Origin of the sequence: Nostoc sp. (assembly GCF_036917315.1) — a bacterium.
Classification (GTDB): domain Bacteria; phylum Cyanobacteriota; class Cyanobacteriia; order Cyanobacteriales; family Nostocaceae; genus Nostoc.
Genome location: NZ_JBALDR010000047.1, coordinates 61,189 through 81,225, shown reverse-complemented (window position 1 = coordinate 81,225; position 20,037 = coordinate 61,189). Strand labels below are relative to the sequence as shown.

Here is a 20,037-nt window from a genome sequence, read left to right as displayed (position 1 = left end):
TATTGCAAGCGTTACGCTCGTCGCTACATCCTATGACCAAAATTGACAAATGGAAACATATCAACTCAGCTTACAAAACTGGTCACAAGAAAGTTACATCAAAGCCTATAAGTTTGCTGCACACGCACATCAAGGTCAAAAAGTGCCAGGGTCAAATATACCTTACATCATGCACTTGAGTTTTGTAAGTATGGAAGTCATTGCAGCCTTAAGTGTAGAAAAAGAACATGATGGCGACCTTGCTATTCAATGTGCTATCTTACATGACACAATCGAAGATACTGATACCACTTTTGAGGAAATAAAAACTGAATTTGGTGAATCAGTAGCTAATGGTGTACTTGCATTGACTAAAGATGAAAGTTTAGCAAAACATCTCCAAATGTCAGATAGTTTACGAAGGATAAAAGAGCAACCGCCAGAAATATGGATGGTAAAATTAGCAGATAGAATCAGCAACCTCCAAGCACCTCCACATTATTGGAATCAAGACAAAATTATTCGATATCGAGAAGAAGGTATTCAGATTTATGAAGCTTTGCACGATGCCAGCCCGTTTCTAGCATCTCGCTTGGCTACTAAAATTGAAGATTACAAGGCGTTTATTAAATAGTAGCGATCGCCTTCAGTTACCCTCAGAAGCAATAAACTGGTTAACAAGTTTTGGGTGCGATCGCGCTTTGCGGGCGCTTTGCGCGATCGCTCATCCGGCAGTTCTATTACACTTCCAACTCACGTAGCAATGCCTCATTTATTCTTTGTGCCTCTTCCCCACTAGTTTCTACCACATCAAAAGCTTCTCTAACTGCTGCTTGCACTCTAGGCGGCAGCGCTTCAAATTTATCGTTATTGAGTATGGAAATGCGGCAACCAATGTAGGGCATAAAATCAACGAATGGCTGCATTCCAGATTTAATCAAAAGTTTTGATAACAAGGTAATGGGATGGTAGGGTTTATCGTTGTCTGAAGTGCTGTTAATTTCCGATGCAAAGTAACCACACAGCCAACTGAGACAATCAATGTCTTTTTTTAAAGCTGCTACTGTACCATCTAACACTTGCTGGTTAAGCTTAACAGGCAGATTGTCAAAAATTTGGTCTAATGCTTCTGGCTGTCGCTGTTGGCAATAACGCACCGCAGATTCAACAAGTTTATCGATTTTTGTAGGTTGGCGTTGTCCAAATCCTTTGCCAGACATGGTAGTTAGTGTACTGAATACAGGGATTTTAGCAGGGTTTGCGGTTGTGAGGTGGCGATGTCTACTTTAAGGGGCTGCGCCTACGCTTTCCTCTTAAAAAAAATTGAAGTTACACCGCCATGTTTCAAGGTTCTGGCAATTTGGCATAACTTATCTCTGAATTGCGGTTTAAATGAGATATCAACACAACAGAACAGCCACAAATCGCCAGTTGTTGACCCAACGCTGTAGAAAAACTCAGCAGCCAACTCACAGCACTCGGTCATCGCTTCGCCACAACTGGCTAGTAATGTACTAGAAAACACATAGTAAAGGTAGTATGGCGTACCCGGCCACTTTATAGCGATCGCTCATAATTTTTCGTCTAAGAACGAGAGGCGATGTTTTGTAGACGTTTAATGTCACTTACGTTATGATACATTGTTGATTATGTACTTTTCTGTTTTATTAGTAATGTTGTCGCTTTTTGTCGACTTAATTAAGTATTAAGTAAAATATTTTTTTCATTTTACTTGTTTTCAAAATTGTTCCAACATATAGCAGTATCAATTCTAAAGTAGAAATATATGAAAAATATTCAAATTACTTCATTAGGCATTCTAAAAGCACTTAAACATCATAGTTATTTGTCATCTATTGCAGAATATATATGGAACGGCTTTGATGCAAAAGCTACTGAAGTTAAGATATTGATTAAATCTGATGATTATGGAAGGATATCGGAATTCAAAATTATAGATAACGGATGTGGTATTGCTGATTCAAGTAGATTTACGCTTTTTTATGAATCTAATAAACAACTTACTCTTGGTACTTCAAAAAACTTATCATCTATTCACGGTACTAATGGTATAGGTAGGTTAACTTTTTTTACTTTTTGTTCTTCAGCAAAATGGAACACTGTTTATGAAAAAGAAGGTAAAAAGTACAAGTACAGCATAACTATAAATGCAAATCAATTAGACAACTATGATATATCAGAAGAAAGAGAAACTGATGAAAAAACAGGAACAATAGTTTCTTTCTATGATATTCATACAATTAGCCCTGATGATTTTGATAATGAAATTAAGAGTTATTTATATAGAGAGTTTAGTTGGTTTATTGAACTAAATTCAATGAGAAATTTTTCAATTAAAATAAATGACTCAGATTTAAATTATCAAGAAAATTTTATTAGTGATTCTATTGAATTAGAACATAAAATTGGTGAATATTTATTTAAAGTAAAATTTATTCGCTGGCTTCAAAGCCTAAATAAAGAATATTCAAGATACTACTTTATCAACTCAAAAGGCGAAGGAATATATAGCAATACGACTACTCTCAATAATAAAGGTGATAATTTTTCTCATAGTATTTTTGTTAAAAGTTCTTTTTTTAATCAAGAACATTTTTTCCCTTATGAAATTTCTGTATTAAGAAATACGCCAGATGGACAGATTTATCATTCTCTAATTCATTTTATTAATCAGCAGCTTCAAAATCGCAGAAAACTTTTTCTTAAGGCTAAATCAGACCAGATTATAGAAGAATTTAAAAGAAATAATGCTTTTCCAAAATTTGGCAATAATACTTGGGATCAACACAGAAAAAATGAGCTAGAAGATTTTCTCAAAGAATTATATCAGGTAGAGCCAAAAATTTTCAGTTCTCTAAACATTGAACAAAAAAAAGTATTTGTTCATTTTTTAAATTTAATACTTGATTCAGATGAGAGAAATAAGTTAATTGATGTACTGGGAGAAATTATAAAATTAGACTCCTCTGAATTAGAACACTTATCCGAATCTTTAAAAATTACAAAACTTGCAAATATTATTAAAACTGTAAGATTGATAGAAGATAGGTACAGAGCTATTAATCAATTAAATAATTTAGTTTTCAAACCGGATTTGGAAGCTAATGAGCGAGATCATATTCAAAAATTTGTTGAAAATCACTACTGGATTTTTGGTGAGGAATATCATCTTGTAACTGCTGCTGAACCAAAATTTGAAGAAGCATTACGTAGATATATTTATCTATTAAGGGGCGAAAAGCCCGTAGTTTCTATCGATCATTCTGATAAGAATAGAGAGATGGATATATTTATGGTACGGCAGCTTCTAAATAATTCTTCTATTAATAATGTAGTTGTAGAGTTAAAACATCCTAAAATTAAGCTTGGCTCAAAAGAACTTGAACAGGTAAAAAGATATATGGGAGTAATTTTACAACAAGATGAATTCAATGCCTCTAATATGTCTTGGGAATTCTATTTAATTGGTAATGATTTTGATCAATCTAAATATATTGAAAGAGAAATACAAAATGCTAAGTCTCATGGTGAAAAATCACTAGTTTACTTTGTTGATAATTATAAAATATACGTAAAAAAATGGAGTGAATTATTTACTGAGTTCGATTTAAAACACAAGTTTTTGAATGATAAGCTCGAATTAGAAAAGATAAAGCTTAATGCAGATGTTACAAGTGCAAGCGAAGTAATTAGTCATATCCATAGCAATAGTGCTGTGCAAGCTCCTCAACGTGTTATTCCAGAAAATTAAAATTTTTTTAATTTATAGAATGTAATAAAACTATTAGTAAACATTACCTTAATGTTCACCTCAATATTGAAAATAAAAAATAAATTGCAAGAAATTAATAAAGTGCGATTGCTCCTATTGTCCTACAACTAAACTTGTTAACAAGTTCTTTTGTCTGTGGGCAAGCTTTACGATTAAATTATTTTTGTTGCTACTTTACCTAATACTGTCTCCAAACGGCTGGTAAATTCTGAAGGGCGATCGCAACTCATAATCAACTGCTCCATTGCTCGTGTCATCGCCACGTAAAGTAACCGCGCCTCTTCTTCTGGTGTACCGTGTCCGTACTGGTCAGGCATAAAACCAATACCAGGAATAAGCACCACTGGGAACTCTAGCCCTTTGCTGGAGTACATGGTTATGAGTTTGATACTTAACTCGTCCGGGTGATAGTTGCGGCTGTCACTGTTGGCATTTACCCACTCTATTGGTATTTGGGCTTGTTGGAAACTGTTGTAAATGTTTTCGCCCATAAAGTTGGAGCGATAGATAATTGCTATTTCGTTCCAAGGGATATCTCGCTCGTGTAATTGTTGCACTCGCTCTGCAAGGTAATCTACCTCGTGTTTAAAACTGGGTAAACGGATGAGGTCTGGTTTGGGCCCTTGCCGTCCTGCACTAGTCGGTTCTACCAATACTACTTGGTCATCATCCCCGGTGGTAGGAGTCATCACTTCTTTAGCAAATTCATAGGCTACCCCTAACACCTGCTCTGTGTTGCGGTAGTTGAGTTTAAAAATGGTCGTGCGTCCCTGTGCCTGGATGCCTACACTCTTAAAGCTAAATTTCTTAGTGCGTTTTTCTCCGTAGAGGTTTTGGGCATCGTCGTAGAGGATAAGCAAAGAATTGGTTTCGGGGTTGACCATTTGAGCAATCAACTTTAACCACTCTGGTTTAAAGTCGTGACCCTCGTCTAGCATGACAGCGCCATAAGTGCCAGCCTGTATTAACTTGGCATCAACGGCTGTAATTACTCTTTGAACCAGTTCTTCTATATAAGCTTCACCTTGATACTCTCTAGAGTCGGGTCTGGGGATGTCATACTTTTTGAGTAAATCCATGCACCACCCATGAAAATGTCGTACTTTGATGCGACTAACTTTGTTTTGGTCTTGGATAGTTTGCCGGAGTTTGGCAGCAAGAGAGACGTTGAAACACAGTACCAAAATTGGTTTATTACTGACTTGTGCAAGGTGCTGGCAACGGTAGGCTAAAATCATGGTTTTTCCTGAACCCGCTACACCATGAATTACCCGATGCCCATCACCTAGACTCCTGGCTAACTGTTCCTGTTGCAAATCCATAATTTTGAGAATGTCGGGGATTTGCAACTGTGGTGATTCTTCGGTGGTATTTACATCAAATAAAGATAACTGCTTGGCACTAATGCGTAATTCTGGGAAGATATGCCAACGGATTCTATCTATTTGGCTACTGGTGAGGGTCTTGCCAAATTGATATGCCGATAAATCCCAAAGTCGTTGCTGAAATTCGCCTGCATCGATGTTTTCATACATCTCATCTTTGCAGATAACCAAGTGTTCCTCAAACACTGCTGGTAGTTCACTTTCATTGAACCCTTTGCGGGTGATGTTGGTAAATACCACGCCGTAACCATAGGGAATGACCAGCTTACCCTGATATTTACCTTCTTGCTGCACCAGGGCGGGGTCTTTTTCTAGCATTTTGTTGACTGCTAGGGCATAATCTCTGGCCTGTTGTAGTGGGTGTTTGACTTCTTTTATCCCATTCTCTGTAATGATGGTGACTGTGGAGGGGTTAATACTTTGAATAGTGTCGAGTTTCCAGTCTTTCACCTCCAGAATAAATAAGCCCCGGCTGGGGTGCAGTACTATAAAATCTGGGTGCAGCTGCTTTTTACCTACTGGCACGTCATACCAAAGTAAATAGTCATCCTCTAATTTGTCCTCCAAGCGCTGCGCTAATCTCCTCTCGCCAGAGGTCATCCGCATTGAGCAACTATTAAATGAGGGAATTAGAGTAGCCATAAATGGTAGATGTTTATATGGGTTTTTAAGGGGGACGATGTATGCCTGGGGTTTCCTCTAAGAATTTGGCGGGGGCGATCGCAATCAACGAAATGACTGTTTTAGTCTTCACTCTCTAATTGATCAGGGGAGTTTAAAGCACTTTCCATCAGGTCAACAATAGAGTTTTTTGTGTTATACAGTACAACTAAATGATCTCTTGCCCTAGTCATGGCAGTGTAAATGCCAGCTTTTTCTTGAAAATCCTTATCTAGATCATCTGGGTCTTCATCCGCTTTATCCAGTCCAGCAATGATAACCGCATCAAATTCAACACCTTTTAAGGCATTCCAAGAGTCAACAATTACAAAAGGTCTATCCACTACATTCATATTTCTGTCTGTGGATTTTTTTGGGGCATGATGCTGAATACCTAAGCTTGATAACTCTCTGCCAATAGCTTCTTTTAATCGCCAGTTTTGTGGATGTACCAAAACGCCGATTGAAGATTCTTTATAGCTTTCTAACGCATATTTAACTTGCTGTGCAATCTTAGCGGGCATTGCCTGATCTGAAATTTGCAATAAAAGTGGTTGAATATTTGAACTTCTAGATGTTTTCTTTTTAGGCTGAATAATATCACCAATTCTGTTTCCAGCTTGTCCTTTTTTGGAAACTTTCATATTGGCTTCAGATAAAGAACAGAGTATAAATTCCCAAGCCAACTCTAGTATTTCAGGAGAGTTTCTATAATTAACATCAAATATTTGAGAACGTCCTACAATATCAATTCCTAAACTTTTCCATGTCCATTCTGGCTTTCTTCTATGCGGCTGACCATATACTGATTGAGTGTTATCATACACAAAAAATAGGGAATTAGTCTCATCTAAAATTTCTAAAAGAGCTAAAAACCACTCATCATAAAAATCTTGTGCTTCATCTACTAATATTGCTTGATATTTAAATTTTGAATTTTTAGCAAAGCTTATAATTTGCTTTCTGGATTCGTCATTGTTATCAAATTTATAATCATAGCCTAACTTATTATAAGCCCAACTGTGGAATGTATTACAGGTAATTTTTCTGTTAATACTATTCTCTTGTAATTTTGAGTTGAGCCATCCACTCATAAAACGGTTATAGCTCAAAATCAAAATATTATCAAATTCCTCAATTATTGTCTCTACTCTATTTCTTAATACTAAGGATTTCCCAGAGCCAGCAATACCCCGGACAAGAGAGTGTCCCTTGATATTCATGTTTTTGACTTTGGTTTGTTCTTTATCTAGGTCTTCTCTCACCAGTCTTTGATTAACAGTTTGTTGAAAATCAATCCATTGACCCATGATTTTTACTCCAAATAACAAACTTGATAAGTTGATATATCATTTGACACATCTTAACTACATCTAGGCTTGTGCGCTCTCCGTAAAAACAATGAAAAGGCATGGAGTGCAATTGTATTTCGCCCAGAACGAGGAGTGATCGCACCCTGTACCAACAAAATAAAATACCCGCACTTGAGGCGGGGACTGTGGCTTTCTCTAAGGAATTTTTTAAATACGAATGTACTATAAAGAGTGGCAATAGACTAGCGATTGCCTCAGCTTCTCCCATAGCTGAAAGGCGATCGCACAATTGCATATTGTGCATTTGACTTGTAATCGTCAGGTTACAGCTTTAGATTTAAGTAGGTGTAAATTATATAACTCAATTTATGAACGAAAGGTCTAGTGAAGTCAATTAGTAAACCTTGTGCTAGCGTGTATATGTCATACTACATAAGTGATACTTCTTATGACAAAAAGCAAAAATCAGCACATTGTCCCCCATGCTGAAGGATGGGCAGTCCAGTCTGAAGGTGCTACTAAAGTAACTCAGGTATTCACTACTCAGCAAGAAGCGATTGCGCGCGGACGCGAGATTGCTATTAATCAGCAGTCAGAACTGTTGATCCATAATCGAGAAGGACAAATTCGAGAGCGGAACAGCTATGGCAATGATCCACACCCACCCAAGGGGTAAAAACTGGTGAGTTAAATCAAACCATACGTTCAGGTGAGGACAGCCCACCTGACGTTTACTTTACTATAAGAAAAAATAATGCTACGAACGCCAGTTAACTCACGCAATTTGCACAGTGTTGGTTACGATGCTACGACTCGCACACTTGAAGTTGAGTTTAATAACGGAAGTGTATACCAATATTCGGGAGTTCCAGAGTCCACTTATAGGGGACTAATAAGTGCCTCATCGCACGGGAAATATTTTCACGCTAACATTAAAGACTCTTATCCTTATATACAAGTGTATTGAAACAAAGCACATTACTAAACCATTACTACTTATCTTAGCTGTCACACTGATATCATTACCGCAGGCATTGACCAAGCAAAATGCAATCGCCCAATTTATTGCAGAACTAAAAACTGTTAACAAGTTAGTTCTCGCAGAACTATATTTTCCCACGATTTAGTTGGTGTTATGAAAAATAGCAAACAATCAATCATTGAAAAGTTTAAGAAAAAGGATAATATTTGTAATATTTGCCAGCAAGAGAAAGAATTATCAGATGATCATGTGCCCCCTAAAATATGTCCTCCAGCTAAAAATATAGTCATCTCTAGGCTTTTGTATGAGATGACAGGAGAGCGCTCATTTCGTCCAAGAATTTCTCAAAATGGAATAACTTATAGAACAATATGCAGCGATTGTAATAATGGATTGGGTACAAGATATGATTGGGCTTTGGGTGAATTTAGTCAGAAAATCGAAAATTTCATTAATAGCAAATTGATTCTACCAGACTCCTTTGAAATTGAATGTCACCCAAATGCAATCATGCGTTCTGTCTTAGGTCATCTTCTGGCAGCCAAAACAGAGACAGATGAAGTAGTTATAGACAATCTCATAAGACCTTGTATTCTAGAGCCTTCATTGCCTATTCCTGATGATATTCATATTTTATATTGGGTTTATCCTTATGAAAAAACTATTATATTGAGAGATTTTGTAATGCCAGCCATGAGAGGACATCTCCAAACAAGCGGCTTTTTCAATATGATTAAGTTTTATCCGATTGCTTTTTTAATCACTCACCAACTTAATAGCTATGAAAGGCTACTAAGCCTACATCGATTTAATAAGCTTACCCCAAGTGACAAGGCTAATATACCAATTAATTTACGTTCTATAAAAAGCTCTACATGGCCTGAAGAGTGTCTTGGAACGGAAAACTTTCTTTTCCTTAGTCGATCTGCCAATGATTCTGTTTATGCAGTTCCCAAAGCTCAAAAAATAAAGATTTGATTTTTAAGACTTGCGATCGCTTGGGTGAACTGAATAAACTGGTGCTATACCGAAAATTCCAAACTAGATAGACTTCTTGAACCGTAGGCATCGCTATTCTCTATAATTTTATAGTACATAAATACTATAAAAGCTCACTCTATGACTTTTCCAACAGTGAGTATCGAGTATAATAGCTGCGCCGTTTCCTGAAAGTGATGTCCACTACACCCCTACCAAGCCAGCAGCAAGTCAATGCGACTCCTAAACATGAATCAATTACCGGAGTAGTAGAACGCCTGACCTATTACAGTCAAGAGTCAGGTTATACTGTGGCACGTTTGCAACGCTCTGGTGCTAAGGAACTAACTACGATTACTGGTAGCTTTGCAGATATCCAGCCAGGACAAACGCTGCAATTAACTGGTTTTTGGCGCGAACATCCCCAATATGGTTTGCAGTTTCAAGTTGTTAATTATAAAGAAACCAAACCTGCAACTCTCACAGGAATTGAGAAGTATTTAGGTAGTGGTCTAATTAAAGGTGTGGGGCCTGTTACTGCGAAACGGATTGTTGCCTATTTTGGGATAGAGACTCTAGATATTATTGAAAACCAAATTGAGCGCTTGAGCGAAGTCAACGGCATCGCCAAAAAGCGTATTGCCATGATTCAAAGAGCCTGGAATGAGCAAAAAGCCATTAAAGAAGTGATGGTATTTCTGCAAGGTCACGGCGTTAGCACCACTTACGCAGTCAAAATTTACAAGCAATACGGCGATAAATCCATAGATACAGTTACTCATAATCCTTATCAGCTTGCGACTGATATCTATGGCATTGGTTTTTTAACTGCTGATAAAATTGCCCGTAATTTGGGGGTTCCCGCAGATTCCGAGTTTCGCTACTTTGCTGGACTTGTTCATGTTTTAAGTGAAGCAGCAGAAGACGGACATTGCTACTTACCTCAAACAGAATTAATTGAATCGGTGACTAAACTGCTTACGACTGCTGACCATCAACCAACAGAAGATGCGATCGCTCAAACTATCAAAGATATGGCTTTGAAAGATGAGCTAATTAGAGAACGTGATGCCGATAAAACGCTCAATTGTTACAAGCCTACTTACTTTTACACTGAACAAAATTTAGCTCTATTGGTACGCGATCGCCTCACCTACCCCATCAGTTCTGATATTCCTCGCGTCCGTGCTTGGTTGGAGCGTTTTAGCAGTAGCCGCCAAGTTTCACTATCACCCGAACAGCAACAAGCAGTAGAGACGGCTGCTTACTCTAGATTCACAGTCATTACAGGTGGCCCTGGTGTCGGTAAGACATTCTGCACTAGCACCATAGTCAGTTTATGGAAGGCAATGGGTAAATCAATTGCCCTGGCTGCACCAACTGGACGGGCAGCGCAAAGGTTAGGCGAGATGACGGGACTGGAAGCTAAAACCATTCACCGTCTGCTGGAATTTGACCCCAGAACTCGCAGTTTTAAACGCGATCGCACCAATCCGTTACCCCATAGTGCAATTATTGTAGACGAAGCTAGTATGCTCGACTTGTTTCTAGCGTATTCTTTGGTTCAAGCTGTGGCAGACAATGCCCAACTGCTATTAGTGGGAGATATTGACCAATTGCCATCGGTAGGTGCGGGTAACGTGCTGGCTGACTTAATTAATTCGAGAAAAGTACCTGTGGTGCGCCTCACTCAAGTATTTCGCCAAGCTGCTACTAGCAAAATCATTACTGCATCGCATCTAATTAACCGGGGGCAATATCCCAATATTGAATCAATTTCTGACACACCTCAATCTGATTGTCTTTGGCATGGTGGAGGATTACAACCAGAACATGGGGTACAGGCAATTAGCGAGTTGATTGCTGATTTTGTTCCCAAACTTGGTTTTAATCCTGCTACTGATGTACAAGTGCTTGCACCAATGTCACGGGGATTAGTCGGTACACGCAATCTCAATAACGTACTGCAACAGTTAATTAATCCACCTAGCCCTGAAAAAATTGAAATTACCAGGGGTGGGACTATTTTTAGAGTTGGTGATAGGGTTATTCAATTAACCAACGATTACCAACGCGAAGTTTTTAACGGCGATGTGGGATTTATTACCACAATAGACACTGAAGAACAGGAAGTAATCGTCCAGTACCAAGAGCGCGATGTTACTTATGATTATGCTGACATGAATGAGCTTGCTTTAGCCTGGAGTGTTAGCATACATAAGTCGCAGGGGTCAGAATATCCGGTGGTAATTTTGCCTTTGTATACCCAACATTACATGATGCTGACTCGCAATTTACTTTATACAGGGTTAACCCGTGCCAAGAAACTGGCGATTATTATTGGCAGCAAGAAGGCAATCAGTATGTGCGTTCGTTCTACAAAGTCCCAAGAGCGATATACCCGATTGCAGCAGAGGTTACAAGCATTACAATGATTGCGCTCCCACTCTTGACAAACTGTAACTATAGAAACATAAAACCAAGAACCAATGTGAATCAATTAAGAGCTGATTCGTAAAGAAAATCTTAAAGATATCCAATTGATTGCTGGGCAAGACTTTCAGAGAATAAACGCTTGCTTGGCTCAAACTCCTGAAACCCTTACGAATCAAAGACTTTACTCTAGTTTACAAATTAGCTCTAATTCAGCCAAAATCCACCTATTTTTCCATCTTTGAGGCTAAGTTTAGCTAAAACATCATCATTGCCATCTTTAAATGTCAGTTTCCATAAATAAACTTGATATCCTTGCTGATTCAGATTTCCCAAGAAAACTGCTGAATACCCTTTTTTGATGCGAGGAGCCAACTGTCCACTAACTTGTGTAAATATTTGCTTTGTAATGCCTTCTTTGAAAGCAGCATTTCCTTGAGATATAAACTGAGTGTAGTTGTTTTGTTCAACAGCATTTATCAAGCTTGTAAAAGTTCTTTGCACAGACTGTTCTGGTTGATTACTATGAGTTGGTTTTACTTGCTCGTTCACAGCTTGCACGTTTTTTACAGTTAAGGTCAAAGGTGACATGATAACAACTGCTGCAACTACCAATCCAATCTTATTCATTTATTTTGTTTACCTCCTTAAAAACTTATTTAGTTAAATATATTCGTAAAAGCAGGGTATTAAACTGGTATTATGCCAAAAATCCCAGAGTGCGATCGCTGTCTCCTTTACGCCCAGAACCCCCACATCATCTGTGTCGTACATCCGACGGGGGTAGATGGTAACAGTTGCCTAGACTTTCGAGAAGACCCTAACGCCGAATCGGTAGAACCGTGGGAGCCAGAAGCTGCAACCTACTATAACGGCGAGTTGATTTTGCAACCCAATCAGCGATGGACTAGAGAGGAACAGTTAGAACTCATCGACACTCACCCAATGTTTACTGGCAAGTGTCCCCAGTGCCAGCATGAGTTTGACCACGACTACACGGCGTGGGTGCATTGGGATTGCCCTGAGTGTGGTTGGATGGATGATAGCGTGTAGAGGTTGTTGCAGCTAGCTTCAACTTTTAGGATGATACTTTGTGAGGTGCGATTGCTCTACTATGGCTTATGACCAAAACTAATTCAGAAATCCTAGATCAGCTTCGTACAGCAACGAATGGTTTACTCATGATGAACGAATCCGAGTATCCGTTTGAAGTTTTTCTTTGGGAAGATGCTACACCGCCTGCTACACCAGAGAAAGTTATACAACAGACAAATCACCCTCAAGATACACCCATTCAAATTGTGGGGATTGACGATTTTTTTCAAGTGGCAACGACAGAAGAAGATTGGCATGAGGAAGAAGAGAAAGCAACCGTAAAACGATTTCAAACCCTTGTGCAGGAACTTAAGAAAAATCTGACTAATTTGCAGGTGTATCGCCTCGGCAACAAAGAAATTGATGTTTATGTAGTTGGTCAAACCCCGGCGGTAAATTTAGCGGGGATTTCTACGAAAGTTGTTGAAACTTGACTTGCTTACAAATTATCTACTTTGCTTTCAATAACTTCTTGGATATTTGGCGAAACATTCGAGAGGAAATCATAGTTTGTGAGTTTTTCTAATTCGTCAACACTGACTTTGTAAGCCCTCCAGTCATTGTTGATTTCTTGTTCATTTGGTATGTTCACCGCGATGACACGAGTGCTTGCAGTAATACCATTAAGTCCAGAGCCAGGATTATCTAGTACGACAACTATCTTCCAAGTTGTCTTAGGAATCGTCACTTTACCTTTTAGTTCGCCAAGACTACCAAAAGGCCCAGCTACAATATAAAGTTCTTTTCCCTGGCTTACCAAATATCGGCAATAGTCCTCTAAATTACCCCACGTATTTCTATTGTTATCGGCACTTTGCGGCATCATGTTGGTCATTAGGAAAGTTGAAGAATTATCCTCTTCCGTCAGAGAGCGGTCTGCCGAAGGTACAATATGACCCCGGTCATAACCTGAACCAGAGTACATAGAAGGAGTCACTCGCACCCAACCAGCAGGCAACGTGTTGTCCGGGCGGAAGTTATCCTGGCGCTCTGCTTTCCCTAGCCATGACTTGTTAAGCTGCCAGCTTGCCCAATTCGCAGTCCCTTTGGTTTGGTTTACCGAGAGTGCATATTGATTTTTTACCATGAGGTAATTATCAGGCGTGAGCTTTGTGGGAGTTGCACCGCTAGGATTTCCCAGAAGCAGGTGAGGGCTTATTGATGGTGCGCTAGTTATATTAGGCAGTGGCATCTGGGTTTGCGCTGGCGAACATCCAATTAAAATTGCAAGTAAAGCAGCTACACCCCAAAAATGACGATTCAGCATAAATATTTCGTACTCTTAAAGATTTATTTCACTTTCTGATTGTATTTCCAGAGTTCTACTTAGTTTTGGTATGACCTGCACTTAACGCAAGCGATCGCCTATGGTGCGTTCGTGTTTACTCTCTACGAGACGCTGAACACGAAGGCATTGTAATCGCCAAGGAGCGATCGCATATAGGGGTTCCAGTGGGAATCCTAAGAATGAAGGGATTGCTGGTCAAGCTGCATGGAATGGAAAGATTGGTCAAGCGTTGCATTTACCGAACGGTATTGTCTACCATCATGTTCGGGAATCTATGTAATTGTAGATGCAAATGACTGTGTTTGGTATGTTGGGCAAGCTGCTAATATTAAAGCTCGTTGGGCTGGCAAAACACATCATCGCTATCCACAATTGATTCGCTCAAACAAAAAACGCTCTTACAGAATCTATTGGAAAGAAGTTTCAGTTGATTTGTTAACTGAAAAAGAGAAGTATTATATTCAAATGCTTAAGCCAGAACTCAATGGTTGTAAAGTCAAAAAATATTTGCCTAAACAGCCACAAGTTGAACGAGAAATCAAAGGTTTGTTAAAAGTATTAAATAATCCCACATACTTGTTTCCCGTGGTTCGTTCCGTAGTTGCTGGCGGGTATGAAGATAATGGCGGTATTCACTGCATAATTATATTAATCAATGCCAATGATACAAGATTATTATTTAAATCGATGCAAAAAAGACAACCTCCACAAGTGAAGAACGCTTGGGGCTTGTATAAGTCATACTGTGGCAAAAACGAGCAACTTTATCAATCCAGTTCGGTAATAGCGTATAGTTTTTTAAACTATAGATTTGAGTTTCTTGAATTACCAAATATCATATTCTACTTAGAAGAAAATTTAAGCATCACTGAACGTTATGTAGGTATTATCGAAATGCTTGGTGTACAATTGAAAGCCTTTAATTATTTAGATATATTCAATGAATTACCAATTGAAGATGAATATATATTTACTAATTCTGAAGGTAAGAAATGCCTGACAAATTTAGATTATCTAAAATATCGCCACCGTGCAATTAAGCGCTTACAGCAGAATGCTTAACCTGCATATAGTTGAAGGCTGATTTTTACAACAAAAAAGTATTAAAATTTGAAGGACTTCCAGAACTTGAACTGACGATGACGTTTAACCATTCTCTGTATTCAGGTAATTGGTCAGAAATTGCCACTGGAATTAAGCTTGAAGCTGGGTGGCATTGTCAAAAGTGTAGGTTAGAGTGCATTGCCCTGGTGAAAAAATATCATATTTGACACCAAGAAAATGCAGAGTTTACACGGTACAGGTTTACCACTGGAACCGTAACCACTGGAACCGTAACCACTGATAATAGAAGAGAGAATTTAGTTGCTCTATATAAAATATCTGTAATATTTGATATCATCAGGGTGCTAAATCAAACGTTTCACTAGGGCAGTTGTCTTTGTTGTAGGTAAGTATGGACGATACTCAACAACTAATCGCTATCAAAGAAGAACTGGAGCGACTGGGCGATCGCCTGAGAAAGATTTTTCCACAAACTCATCCCCAATTTGACAGCGTGTTTGAAGACCTGGGCGCAGCTGGATATTATATGCGTGAGGCTGGTTATCGTCTCGAATCAGTTCTTCTTACCGTGCAAGGTGATGAAGAAACTGAAATTGAATAAATCCAACGCCTACTAAAACCCATATTCAACACCGATAACGTTTTTTATCCCAAAATATGGAATTTCGGATACCCAATTTGTATAACAATGTAAATCAAGACACCTTGCTTTAAAAACTATGCCCAAGGACTTCTCAGGTCAAAATCTCCGTGGGCGCTCCTTCAAAGGACAAAACCTTGAGGGGGCAAACTTTAGCTATGCGGACATTCGAGGAGCAAACTTCAGCGGTGTTAACCTGACAGGTGCAAACTTTAGCCATGCCAAAGCGGGACTACAACGCCGTTGGGTAATTTTTGCAGTACTTCTGTCGTGGTTGTTTTCAGGATTCGCAGGATTTTACTTGTTTCTCTGTGGTTATTTGGTGTCGCTAATATTTGATACTGCCAAATTAAGGAACCAAATCTGCGGTTGGACTATGTTAATTGTATTGATTGTCTTTTTTTCCAGCATGATATACCGAGGAGTAAGAACTGGCTCACAGGAGGTAGAGTTAATCTTAATCTTATTTTTAGTCTTAGTCTTTCCCTTAGCCATACCCTTCGCATACGCTGGAACCTTTGCTATCTGCTGCGGTATAGTTGGAGTTTTTGCTTTTGCCTGGGCTTTCAGTGGAGTATTCGCTTTTGCCTTTCTCAGAATCATCAGTTCTACAGCTTTAATCGTAGCTACAGCCGTAGCTGGAACTGTAGTCTTACTTAACATTTACGTTGGATGGCGAGCAATGAAAGGAGACGAAAAATATTCTTCGCTTCGTAATCTCGCTCTTACATTTGCTGCAACAGGAGGTACCAGCTTTCTTAACGCTAACTTAACCAATGCTGATTTTTCCCAAGCTACGCTCAAAAGTACAGATTTCCGAAACAGTATTCTTATGTGTAGCCATTGGCATCAAGCCAAAATGCTTGACCGTGTTCGCCCAGGCTTAACTTATCTTCAAAATTCACAAGTACGTCAACTGCTGGTTACAGGACAGGGACAAGATAAAAACTTTGACCGTCAAAACCTGCGCGGTATCAACTTACAAACAGCAAACTTAGCAGATGCTAGTTTTATTGGTGCTGACCTCAGCGAAGCGAATTTACAAGATGCCGATTTATCTAGAGCCAAACTCAAGCAAACACAAATAGACGGCACAGATTTAACAGGTGCAACACTCACCGGAGCTTTCATTGAAGATTGGGGGATTACAAATACAACTAAATTGCATGGGGTCAGTTGTGAATATGTCTTCATGCGTTTACCCACTAAAAAAGACCCCGACCCCCTCCGCAAACCTGATAATAAACAAGAGGTATTTGCAGATGGAGACTTTGGCGATTTTATCAAGCCAATTTTTGACACCCTCGACCTTTATCATAACCAAGACGTTGACCCAAGAGCGATCGCAATTTCTTTTAAGCAGTTAGCAGAGAATCACCCTGATGTTGAGTTAGAAATTGTAGCAATAGAAAAACGGGGTGAGGATAAGGTTTTACTTCGTGCAAAAACCGCAGATACGGCTGATAAGTCTGAACTGAGTGCAGAATATTTTGAAATTTATAATCAACTTAAAGCATTAGCAGAGCAAGAATTAAAAGCATTGATGGCAGAAAAAGATAGCAGAATTCGTAGTTTAGAAAATTTTGTTACTCAAGCATTACAACGTCCTACTTATTATTCAAACGTAGAACAGGTAGCTACTATGACTAACAATCAAGGTGGATTCTCAGTTAGTGATTCTGTCGGTGGTGATATTAATAATGTTCAAGGCGATAACAACAAAGTAGTTCAAGGAGATACAAACATGACTGGCGATCGCAATATCAACACAGGTCGCGGACGATATAACGAGCAAATCCAAGGTGATTACTATGAACAGAATGGAAACTTTGGTATTGGTCACATGAGCGGGGGTGAAATCAAGCAAGGGGCAAAAGTCGCTGGAGTGATAAATGAAGTAGAGAGACAGAATTTAGCCCAAGCTGCCGCCGAGATTCAAAAACTCCTCGAACAGCTAGACAAGTCGTATCCAAGCAATAGTACAGTAGGCAAGATGGCGATCGCTACAGAAACCATCAAGCAAATCGATAGTGATCCAACGTTAGCTGCACGAATACTCAGCGCCCTAAAAGCAGGTGGTGTTTCTGCATTCGAGCAATTCCTGAATCACCCCGCCGCTAGCTTTGTGATTGGTGCGTTGGAAGATTGGAAAAACAGTAAGGAAACTTAAGTATAATTTCAAAACTGAATCTTTCATAATCTAAGCGTATCTAAATATCAATCGCTATTCAATTTATTTGTAAAGTTATGTCAAAAAATTATCAAGAAATAAATTTTCAAGAAATAAGTCTACGTGGTCACTCATTTAAGGGTCGTGACCTTGAGAATGCTAACTTTTATCAAAAAGATATCCGTGGTGCTGATTTTAGTGGTGCTAATTTAACAAATGCAAACTTTAAAGGAGCAAAAATGAATGGGACTAATTTTTCTGAAGCTAACCTAACTAATGCAATATTAGATGAAGCTAAATGTGGGATAACAATATGGTGGACTATTTTTATTCTGATAATATCTTTATTTATAATGTCATTGTCGGGATTTACTGCAAGTATTGTTATAAGTTGTAATTTTTATTTTTTTTCACCTATTCGTGGCGTTATTAAAAATATTTACACTATTTTAATATCTGTTGTTTATATTGCTTGGCTTCATGCTATTTATCTTCCAGCGTTCTTATCCATTGATCAAACTTCTTTGATAATTATAGGAGTGAGCTTTATTGTGGTCGTTGGGATTCTCATTCCATTTATAGAAACTATGAATGAATCAGAAAAGGAACATATTCTAATGTTTATAATTATTGCATTTTCCTCTCTGTTTGTAATTATTATAAATTTCATCTTAATAATTTACTTACCACAACATCCTGTATTGAGACGTGCTATTGGAGCTTTTTTTGGCTCATGTTTAGGAATTGTAATAAGCGGTGAAGCGATTATAAAAAAAGATAAAATATATGTTTGGATTTGGAATTTATTTGTGCATTTTATTTCTGCACAAGGCACTAAATTTCATGGTTCAAATTTAAATGATGCCAGTTTAGTTAATGCAAATCTTAAGGGTAGTAGTTTTTTGGAATGTACAGTAATCCGAACAAATTGGGAGGATGTTAAAAAAATTGATTGCTCTAAAATCAAAGTAAATTACTTAGATAATTCTAAAATTCGGTGTTTACTTATCAATAAACAAGTTGGAAAAGACAAAAATTATCAAGGCATGAATTTACAAGGCTTAAATTTTGCTAATGCTAACCTAAATATGATTAATTTATCTAAAGCAGATTTGAGTGATTCCAAATTAATAGAAGTTCAATTACAAGAATCTATTCTTAGTTCAACACGATTAGATAATGTTGATTTAAGTGGAGCAAATATTACTGGAGCAAAAATTGAAATAAGAAGTATTCCTGCTACAGCACAATTAGATGGATTAATTTGTAATTTTTTTGACCCACATTCAAATCTAAAACAACGTTATCCAAAAAATCAAAATAAAAATTTAACTTCTGAAGAGGCTATTCAAGTATTACAGAAACCATCAGAAATTAACTTAATTTTTAAAGAAGATGGTATTGATTGGCAAGCATTCTTACAAGGATTTAAAAATTGTTTGGAAGAATTTGATATTTCGCCTGATAATTCAGACAACTTAATACAAGCTTTTGAAAGAGAATTAAACGGTGATTTTGTTATCCGATTAAATGTTCCAGACAATGTAGATAAAGTAGAATTTGAACTTAAATTAATTCAAGCATACAAGAAAAGTATAGAAGTTTTAAAGAGAAAATATCGAAATACTTTAAAAACAACTGAGATTGATTTTCAAGAGAATACAAGTATGCTAAAAATTACTGAACAACTTGCAAATCCTGGAAATCATATCATTCAGAATATAATTACAATTGGAAATAATAGTATGTTACAGCCTAACAATGGAGATATAAATATGACTAATAACCCAGGTGGATTGTCAGTTGGTGGTTCAGTTAGTGGCGATATCAGAAATCTGCAAGGCGATAACAACCGCGCAGTTCAAGGGGACAATAATCAGGGTGTCCTTGGTGATGGTAATCAAGTTACACAACAAAATAAAGTGGGGGCAGATACCGGAGAATCACTCACTAAAGAGGATGTTGTCAAGTTACTGGCACAATTAGAAACTTTGATTCAAGGGGCAGAATTACCAGCCGATACTAAAGAAGAAGTAATTGAAGACTTGAGTGCTGCTAAGAAAGCAACGGATAAAGAAGAACCAAATAAGCAACGAGCATTAGAGCGTTTGGGAACTGTGGCAGAAACACTTGATAAAACGAGTAAGGGCGTGGAAGCTGGTCAGAAAATTTGGACAACAGCCAAGCCAATTATTGTAAAAGTTGCAACTTGGTTAGGTGCGGCGGCTGGTTCTCAGCTGTTAGGATTGTAGAACT

18 protein-coding genes are annotated in these 20,037 nt (G+C 38.1%); 13 read left to right on the top strand and 5 right to left on the bottom strand.

Going from position 1 to position 20,037, the window contains the following annotated elements:
• Positions 1–49 precede the first annotated feature (49 nt).
• A complete protein-coding gene (locus V7K84_RS20785) occupies positions 50–613 on the top strand; it encodes an HD domain-containing protein (RefSeq protein ID WP_196511540.1) in 564 nt (187 codons plus the stop codon).
• The gene (locus tag V7K84_RS20780) at positions 585–740 is read left to right on the top strand and encodes a hypothetical protein (RefSeq protein WP_196511539.1); all 156 of its coding nucleotides are present in this window, start codon (positions 585–587) and stop codon (positions 738–740) included. The genes V7K84_RS20785 and V7K84_RS20780 overlap by 29 nt, the downstream gene beginning before the upstream one ends.
• Here the strand turns inward: V7K84_RS20780 and V7K84_RS20775 are convergent.
• Positions 720–1,199 carry a hypothetical protein gene (locus tag V7K84_RS20775; RefSeq protein WP_196511538.1) on the bottom strand — a complete coding sequence of 160 codons (480 nt, stop codon included), beginning with the start codon at positions 1,197–1,199 and terminating at the stop codon, positions 720–722. The genes V7K84_RS20780 and V7K84_RS20775 overlap by 21 nt on opposite strands.
• A 566-nt stretch (positions 1,200–1,765) precedes the next feature.
• Between V7K84_RS20775 and V7K84_RS20770 the strand changes: the two genes are divergently transcribed.
• The gene (locus tag V7K84_RS20770) at positions 1,766–3,751 is read left to right on the top strand and encodes an ATP-binding protein (protein ID WP_334840810.1); all 1,986 of its coding nucleotides are present in this window, start codon (positions 1,766–1,768) and stop codon (positions 3,749–3,751) included.
• Positions 3,752–3,924: 173 nt separating this feature from the next.
• Here V7K84_RS20770 and V7K84_RS20765 read toward each other — a convergent pair whose 3' ends face one another.
• A complete protein-coding gene (locus tag V7K84_RS20765; RefSeq protein ID WP_334840808.1) occupies positions 3,925–5,799 on the bottom strand; it encodes a 3'-5' exonuclease in 1,875 nt (624 codons plus the stop codon).
• Between the two features lie 101 nt (positions 5,800–5,900).
• Positions 5,901–7,127 carry a UvrD-helicase domain-containing protein gene (locus V7K84_RS20760; RefSeq protein ID WP_196511535.1) on the bottom strand — a complete coding sequence of 409 codons (1,227 nt, stop codon included), beginning with the start codon at positions 7,125–7,127 and terminating at the stop codon, positions 5,901–5,903.
• A 451-nt stretch (positions 7,128–7,578) separates the two neighbouring features.
• On the opposite strand from V7K84_RS20760, the gene V7K84_RS20755 reads away from it, so the two are divergent.
• From V7K84_RS20755 to recD2, 4 genes are all read left to right on the top strand, one after another.
• Positions 7,579–7,806, top strand: coding sequence for a DUF2188 domain-containing protein (locus tag V7K84_RS20755; RefSeq protein WP_196511534.1), 228 nt, complete (start codon positions 7,579–7,581; stop codon positions 7,804–7,806).
• Positions 7,807–7,884: 78 nt separating this feature from the next.
• Positions 7,885–8,097 carry a KTSC domain-containing protein gene (locus tag V7K84_RS20750; protein WP_196511533.1) on the top strand — a complete coding sequence of 71 codons (213 nt, stop codon included), beginning with the start codon at positions 7,885–7,887 and terminating at the stop codon, positions 8,095–8,097.
• A gap of 168 nt (positions 8,098–8,265) precedes the next feature.
• On the top strand, positions 8,266–9,090 hold the full coding sequence (locus tag V7K84_RS20745) for a hypothetical protein (RefSeq protein ID WP_196511532.1): 825 nt from the start codon (positions 8,266–8,268) through the stop codon (positions 9,088–9,090).
• 197 nt (positions 9,091–9,287) lie between these two features.
• Positions 9,288–11,525, top strand: coding sequence for an SF1B family DNA helicase RecD2 (recD2, locus tag V7K84_RS20740; RefSeq protein WP_334840803.1), 2,238 nt, complete (start codon positions 9,288–9,290; stop codon positions 11,523–11,525).
• A gap of 205 nt (positions 11,526–11,730) precedes the next feature.
• On the opposite strand, the gene V7K84_RS20735 is transcribed toward recD2, so the two are convergent.
• Entirely contained in the window at positions 11,731–12,153 is a 423-nt protein-coding gene (locus V7K84_RS20735) for a hypothetical protein (RefSeq protein ID WP_334840802.1), read from the bottom strand.
• Positions 12,154–12,225: 72 nt separating this feature from the next.
• Between V7K84_RS20735 and V7K84_RS20730 the strand changes: the two genes are divergently transcribed.
• Positions 12,226–12,576 (top strand): hypothetical protein, encoded by a 351-nt coding sequence (locus tag V7K84_RS20730; RefSeq protein ID WP_334840800.1) that lies wholly within the window; start codon positions 12,226–12,228, stop codon positions 12,574–12,576.
• A 68-nt stretch (positions 12,577–12,644) separates the two neighbouring features.
• Positions 12,645–13,052 carry a nuclease A inhibitor family protein gene (locus V7K84_RS20725; protein WP_334840799.1) on the top strand — a complete coding sequence of 136 codons (408 nt, stop codon included), beginning with the start codon at positions 12,645–12,647 and terminating at the stop codon, positions 13,050–13,052.
• Between the two features lie 5 nt (positions 13,053–13,057).
• Here V7K84_RS20725 and V7K84_RS20720 read toward each other — a convergent pair whose 3' ends face one another.
• Positions 13,058–13,885, bottom strand: coding sequence for a DNA/RNA non-specific endonuclease (locus tag V7K84_RS20720; protein WP_334840797.1), 828 nt, complete (start codon positions 13,883–13,885; stop codon positions 13,058–13,060).
• A 225-nt stretch (positions 13,886–14,110) separates the two neighbouring features.
• Between V7K84_RS20720 and V7K84_RS20715 the strand changes: the two genes are divergently transcribed.
• The 4 genes from V7K84_RS20715 (at position 14,111) to V7K84_RS20700 (ending at position 20,033) form a co-directional block, all read left to right on the top strand.
• A complete protein-coding gene (locus tag V7K84_RS20715; RefSeq protein ID WP_334840796.1) occupies positions 14,111–14,968 on the top strand; it encodes a GIY-YIG nuclease family protein in 858 nt (285 codons plus the stop codon).
• A 394-nt stretch (positions 14,969–15,362) separates the two neighbouring features.
• The gene (locus V7K84_RS20710) at positions 15,363–15,572 is read left to right on the top strand and encodes a hypothetical protein (RefSeq protein ID WP_334840795.1); all 210 of its coding nucleotides are present in this window, start codon (positions 15,363–15,365) and stop codon (positions 15,570–15,572) included.
• 118 nt (positions 15,573–15,690) lie between these two features.
• Complete coding sequence (locus V7K84_RS20705; protein WP_334840794.1) at positions 15,691–17,781, top strand: pentapeptide repeat-containing protein; 2,091 nt, start codon at positions 15,691–15,693, stop codon at positions 17,779–17,781.
• Positions 17,782–17,858: 77 nt separating this feature from the next.
• Positions 17,859–20,033: a pentapeptide repeat-containing protein gene (locus V7K84_RS20700; protein WP_334840793.1), complete on the top strand. Its 2,175-nt coding sequence runs from the start codon at positions 17,859–17,861 to the stop codon at positions 20,031–20,033.
• The last annotated feature ends 4 nt before the right edge of the window (positions 20,034–20,037 follow it).

Bases quoted from the DNA above. Each gene is read 5' to 3' on its own strand.
- V7K84_RS20705 (WP_334840794.1), top strand. From the start codon at position 15,691: ATGCCCAAGGACTTCTCAGGTCAAAATCTCCGTGGGCGCTCCTTCAAA.
- V7K84_RS20730 (WP_334840800.1), top strand. From the start codon at position 12,226: ATGCCAAAAATCCCAGAGTGCGATCGCTGTCTCCTTTACGCCCAGAAC.
- V7K84_RS20785 (WP_196511540.1), top strand. From the start codon at position 50: ATGGAAACATATCAACTCAGCTTACAAAACTGGTCACAAGAAAGTTAC.
- V7K84_RS20755 (WP_196511534.1), top strand. From the start codon at position 7,579: ATGACAAAAAGCAAAAATCAGCACATTGTCCCCCATGCTGAAGGATGG.
- V7K84_RS20770 (WP_334840810.1), top strand. From the start codon at position 1,766: ATGAAAAATATTCAAATTACTTCATTAGGCATTCTAAAAGCACTTAAA.
- V7K84_RS20715 (WP_334840796.1), top strand. From the start codon at position 14,111: ATGGAATGGAAAGATTGGTCAAGCGTTGCATTTACCGAACGGTATTGT.
- V7K84_RS20750 (WP_196511533.1), top strand. From the start codon at position 7,885: ATGCTACGAACGCCAGTTAACTCACGCAATTTGCACAGTGTTGGTTAC.
- V7K84_RS20720 (WP_334840797.1), bottom strand. From the start codon at position 13,885: ATGCTGAATCGTCATTTTTGGGGTGTAGCTGCTTTACTTGCAATTTTA.
- V7K84_RS20765 (WP_334840808.1), bottom strand. From the start codon at position 5,799: ATGGCTACTCTAATTCCCTCATTTAATAGTTGCTCAATGCGGATGACC.
- recD2 (WP_334840803.1), top strand. From the start codon at position 9,288: ATGTCCACTACACCCCTACCAAGCCAGCAGCAAGTCAATGCGACTCCT.
- V7K84_RS20700 (WP_334840793.1), top strand. From the start codon at position 17,859: ATGTCAAAAAATTATCAAGAAATAAATTTTCAAGAAATAAGTCTACGT.
- V7K84_RS20725 (WP_334840799.1), top strand. From the start codon at position 12,645: ATGACCAAAACTAATTCAGAAATCCTAGATCAGCTTCGTACAGCAACG.
- V7K84_RS20745 (WP_196511532.1), top strand. From the start codon at position 8,266: ATGAAAAATAGCAAACAATCAATCATTGAAAAGTTTAAGAAAAAGGAT.
- V7K84_RS20710 (WP_334840795.1), top strand. From the start codon at position 15,363: ATGGACGATACTCAACAACTAATCGCTATCAAAGAAGAACTGGAGCGA.
- V7K84_RS20735 (WP_334840802.1), bottom strand. From the start codon at position 12,153: ATGAATAAGATTGGATTGGTAGTTGCAGCAGTTGTTATCATGTCACCT.
- V7K84_RS20775 (WP_196511538.1), bottom strand. From the start codon at position 1,199: ATGTCTGGCAAAGGATTTGGACAACGCCAACCTACAAAAATCGATAAA.
- V7K84_RS20760 (WP_196511535.1), bottom strand. From the start codon at position 7,127: ATGGGTCAATGGATTGATTTTCAACAAACTGTTAATCAAAGACTGGTG.